Genomic DNA, 4,707 nt, shown 5'->3' with positions numbered 1-4,707 from the left:
GGATAGGGCTCCAGCGGGATATCCCCCATCGGGGCCAGGGCGACATAGGGAAAGACCGAGATATCGGCGATGGTCGGGCGGCCCAGCACCAGCCAGTCCTGCCCGGTCAGCGCGGTCTCGAGGATCTCAAGCGATTTCAGACCCCGGATACGGGCCTCGTTCAGGGTGACCGCCTCTTGCTGGAAGCCGACGCCGTTATAGGTGCCTTTGAACGAGACAATGGCGCGGGCGGTAAAGACACCATACTGGATCCAGCTGGCCGAGAAGGCGAGCCAGTCGATGATCCCGGCCTGCTCGCCCGTATCCCTGCCGCCCCAGCCTTCGGGCGCATAGGTGCCGGCAAGCCAGGTCAGGATCGCGGCGGAATCGCGGAAGATGCGCTCGCCATCGACCAGAACCGGCACCTCGCCCCGCGGATTGATCGCAAGAAACGCCGGGCCATGATGTTCATCCCCCGGCAGATCGACCTCATATTCCTCAAGCGTGATCCCGGCGAGCGCGGCGAACAGCCGGATCTTATAGCTGTTACCGGATTCGAAATTTGTATAGAGTTTCGGCACATTGGCCTCCCGTTTCATTTGAGGGTCAGGCCGCGTTGCGAGGCCATGGTGAAGATCGCGGCCAGCACGATAACGGCGCCTTTGATCATGGTCTGGGCGAAGTCCTGGACGCCCATCTGGTTCAGCCCATTGACCAGAACGGTGATGATCAGGACGCCGAGAAAGGTGCGCCCGACCCCGCCGACGCCCCCCGAAAGCGCGGTGCCGCCGACCACAATCGCTGCGAGGGAATCAAGCAGGGCCGTCGAGCCGAGCGAGGGCCCGCTGGAGCCCAGCTGCGACGAGATCAGCAGCCCCGCCAGCGCCGCCGTCACCCCCGAGGTGACAAAGGCCAGGATCTTCACCCGCCTGAGCGCGATCCCGGACAGCCGCACCACCCGCTCATTGCCGCCGATCGCATAGATATAAAGCCCGAACCGCGTCCTGTTGGTGATCAGGGCCACCAGGGCCAGCGCGATCAGCCCGATCACTGCCGAATTCTGCACGCCCGGAATCCATTGCCCGATGGAAAGCGACAGCACCCCCGGCGCGTCGAAATAGATCGAGCGCCCGCCGATCACCGTCAGCCCCAGCCCGGCAAAGAAGGAAAGCGTGCCAAGCGTGGCGATAAACGAGGGCACTTTGCCGAAGGTGAAGATCAGCCCGTTCACCAGCCCCGCCAGCGCACCGACAAGGATCACGACCAGGATGATGAGGATCGGCGCAGTGACCCCGGAATTCACCACCCGGGACAGGATCGCCGCCGTCAGCAGGATGATCGAGCCGACCGAGAGGTCGATGCTGCCCATAAGAATGACCAGCGTCGCGCCAAGCGCCACCAGCAAAAGGATCCCGGCCTGCCCGCTCATGATCAGGAGATTGGCCGGGCTGAGAAAGGATCCCGCCCGCAGCGCGAAGAAAAGGATCAGCGCCGCCAGCACAGCAACCGGCAAGAGATCCCCCGGCCGCAGCTGCCTCAGCCAAAGGCGGGCAGGCTGCAGGGTAAGACTATGGTCAGACATGGAGTTTTCCTGAAACACTGGCCAGCGCCGCCAGCGGTGCTGGCGGGGTCGCTGACGGAATTGCGGTTGGTGACAGACCCGCCGGGATCATATCGGCGACGATATCGGCCTCTGCCGGTTTCGCCTGCGGCGGCGCGGCGATGTCGCGGGTGATCCTGCCTTCGACCATCACGAGGATCCGGTCCGAGAGGCCGATCAGCTCGGGCAGGTCATCAGTGACGATCAATACGGCAATGCCCGCCGCCGCCGCCTCGCGAATGGTGCGGTAGATCGCCTCGCGCGCGCCGCTGTCGACGCCCTGGGTCGGGTTTTCCAGCACCAGAACCTGCGGCGCCCGTTCGAGCCATTTTGCCAGCAGGACCTTTTGCTGATTGCCGCCCGACAGCGCCGAAACCGGGCTGTCGATGCCTTCGGGTGCCTTCACCTCCAGCGCCTTGAAACGGCGCTCTGCGGCTGCGCGGGCTGTTGCCTGCCGCCAGATCCCCAGCCTCGTTGCGAAAAGATCGCGCAGCGACGGCAGCTGGAAATTCGCGATCAGGCTGGCGCCGGTGATCAGCCCCTCGGCCTGACGGTCGCCCGGAACAAAGGCGATCCCGGCGCCGACAGCCGCATCGCTGCCGGCCCCGATCCGCCTGCCATTGACCCGGATCTCGCCCTCATCGGGTTCAAGGTCACCGCCCAGCACCTGGGCCACCCGCCGTTTCCCCGATCCGTCCGTCCCGGCGATGCCGACGACTTCCCCCGGCCTGATGCTGAAGCCAAGCGGCCCGACCCCCGATGCCAGCCGCAGACCATCCACCTCCAGCCGGGCGGCCCGGGCAAGGCCGCCGTTTTGCAGATCGCCGAGATAATAATTCGCGCCGCGCTCGCGCCCGACCATCAGCCGGTGCAGGTCAGGCTCTGTCAGGCCCTGAACCGGCTGATCCGTCACCAGATCGCCGTCTTTCAGCACCACGACCCGGTCGCAGCTGCGCAGAACCTCGCCCAGACGATGTGAGACGAAGACCACCCCTGCCCGGCCGCGCAGCCGGTCCAGCAGATGCAGGAAATTCTCTTCATGGCTCTGGTCAAGCGCGGTGGTCGGCTCATCGAAGAGAATCACCGGATCGGGAATATCCAGCCGGTCCGCCAGCGCCACAGCCCGCGCGATATCGAGGCTCTGGCGCAGGCCGGGGGGCAGATCGCCCACCCGTTTCGTCACCGGGACAGAGGCCAGATTGCCCGAGGCCAGCACCTCGCGCGCGGCCTCTTCCATGGCGCGCCTGTCAAGAAGGCCCGCCGCATTGCGAAACAGGCTCTCCCAGCCGAACCAGAGGTTCTGCGCCACCGTCAGAGTGCCGATCAGCGCCGGATCCTGGAAGACACGGAAGATGCCGCGCTGATTGGCCTCGCGATAGCTGCGCGGCACGATGGGTTTCCCATTCCTGCGGATCTCTCCGGCGTCTTTGGTCACAACGCCGGAGAGGATATTGAGAAGCGTGCTTTTCCCCGCACCATTCTCGCCGAGAAGGCCGATGATCTCACCGCGCCTGAGGGAAAGTGACACATTGGTCAGCACCCTGTGGCCGTCATAGCTTTTGGCGATGCCGGTCAGCTCCAGCAAAGGGGATGCGGGGGCCATCGGCTCAGCCCGCCAGCGGGGATTTGTCGAGCAGTCTGATCTTGTAGTGATCTTTGAACTGCTGGACGATCCGCTCATAAGAGCCGTCTTCGCGGCCCTTCACATAGGCCTCGGGATAGCTATAGCCCTCCGGCTTCGGCTGATTGATCCATTGCTCGTCGATATCGCTCGGGATCAGTTCATATTGCGGATCCCAGTCTTCGGGGCTTTTCACCCGCGAGATTTTGGTCGCATCGAAATGGGTCTCGACCGGCGCGTCGATGTAACGTTCGATATAGGCATCGATATTGTCTTTGGTCAGGATCTCGGCGCGGAAGGTCAGAGCGCGTTCCAGGGGCTCGGGCGTCCAGCCGTTCAGCCGGTCATAGAGGTTCGCGGCCAGCGTATAGCCGATGAAGGACGGATTATTCGCAGCCGAGGCCAGCTGCGTGCCCTCTTTGATCCGGCGCGCCCCATCAAGCGTGCCATTGGTGCCGACGACCAGGATATCCTTGCCCGGAACCTTGCCGATCGCCCGGATCGCCGCAATCACGCCGGTCGCGGTATCGTCATTCTGCGCGATGATGCCACGGGTATCGGGGAAGCGCGACAGGAGCGCCGCCGCCGCCTTCTGCGATTGCTCCGGTGTCCAGTCGCCGGGCAGTTCACCGGCAAAGGTGATACCGGGATATTCTGCGATGACCTTATCGGCACCGGCGCTGCGCACCACATCCGAACTGTCATTCAGCAACCCGCCGACCCGCACGATGGTGCCCTCGCCGCCAAGCGCCTCGATCAGGACACGGGTCACCTGGCCCAGACCTTCATATTCGTTCGGCTGGATATGCAGGCTGTAATATTCGCTGGCATCCCAGGGCGTGAACCAGGGCGCATTGCCCCAGACATGGCTCAGCCAGACCTTGTTTTCTTCCGCCACCCGCGCAAGACCCCGGATCGAGCCGCCATCGACCGCCTCCAGCGCGATGCCGCCAAAGCCGCGCCCGATCTGCTGGTTCAGTCCATTGACCTGGATCGACGGATCAGACTGGCCGTCAAAGCTTTCGCCTTCGATGCCAAGCTGTTTCGCGGCGGCGTTGAAGGCCTCGGCGATCTGCACCGAAAGCGTTGCGGCATAGCTGAAAGGGGTGAACCCGATCCGCTGCACCGTCTGGGCGCGCAACGCGCCGGCACCAAGCGCCGGCAGCAGGGCCGCGGCGGCCCCCGTCTGCAACAGCGCACGTCTGGAGAGCCCACGCACAGTGGGACGAGAAACTCTGGTCATCATTTTACCTTTGGTTTGAGGGTTGTCTGGAAAGGGGCGTCAGGGATTGGCCCCTGCCTGTGCTCCGGCCCCTGTCTGTGGTCAGGCCCGGGCCCATGTGCCGGTCTCAAGCGGCAGATCAGGATCCGCCGTCCATTCGGTCAGCGATCCGTCATAGACCGCCACATCATCCCGCCCGAGCGTGGCCAGCGCCAGCGCTTCGACCGAGGCCGCGATGCCGCTGCCGCAATAGGTGATGGTGCGCTTTGACGGGTCGAGCGCGCC

5 protein-coding genes are annotated in these 4,707 nt (G+C 64.4%); all 5 read right to left on the bottom strand.

Annotation, left to right across the window (positions count from 1 at the left end):
• Positions 1 to 578: glutathione S-transferase family protein (locus tag M3484_RS23445; protein ID WP_249499502.1), on the bottom strand; the 578-nt coding region annotated here is incomplete at its 3' end.
• Positions 575 to 1,561, bottom strand: coding sequence for an ABC transporter permease (locus M3484_RS23440; protein WP_249499501.1), 987 nt, complete (start codon positions 1,559 to 1,561; stop codon positions 575 to 577). The genes M3484_RS23445 and M3484_RS23440, both read right to left, overlap by 4 nt.
• Positions 1,554 to 3,182: a sugar ABC transporter ATP-binding protein gene (locus M3484_RS23435; RefSeq protein WP_249499500.1), complete on the bottom strand. Its 1,629-nt coding sequence runs from the start codon at positions 3,180 to 3,182 to the stop codon at positions 1,554 to 1,556. Before M3484_RS23435 ends, M3484_RS23440 begins: the two co-directional genes overlap by 8 nt.
• Before the next feature lie 4 nt (positions 3,183 to 3,186).
• Positions 3,187 to 4,443 carry a sugar ABC transporter substrate-binding protein gene (locus tag M3484_RS23430; RefSeq protein WP_249499499.1) on the bottom strand — a complete coding sequence of 419 codons (1,257 nt, stop codon included), beginning with the start codon at positions 4,441 to 4,443 and terminating at the stop codon, positions 3,187 to 3,189.
• A gap of 81 nt (positions 4,444 to 4,524) precedes the next feature.
• The coding region (locus M3484_RS23425) for a rhodanese-like domain-containing protein (RefSeq protein ID WP_249499498.1) at positions 4,525 to 4,707 on the bottom strand (183 nt) is incomplete at its 5' end.

Source organism: Pseudomonas sp. GX19020 (assembly GCF_023371075.1).
GTDB lineage: Bacteria > Pseudomonadota > Alphaproteobacteria > Rhodobacterales > Rhodobacteraceae > Pseudogemmobacter.
The sequence above is the reverse complement of the archived record's forward strand: the minus strand, read 5'-3'. Positions and strand labels throughout refer to the sequence as shown.

Coding starts and splice junctions, on each gene's coding strand:
- M3484_RS23440 (WP_249499501.1), bottom strand. CDS start 1,561: ATGTCTGACCATAGTCTTACCCTGCAGCCTGCCCGCCTTTGGCTGAGG.
- M3484_RS23435 (WP_249499500.1), bottom strand. CDS start 3,182: ATGGCCCCCGCATCCCCTTTGCTGGAGCTGACCGGCATCGCCAAAAGC.
- M3484_RS23430 (WP_249499499.1), bottom strand. CDS start 4,443: ATGACCAGAGTTTCTCGTCCCACTGTGCGTGGGCTCTCCAGACGTGCG.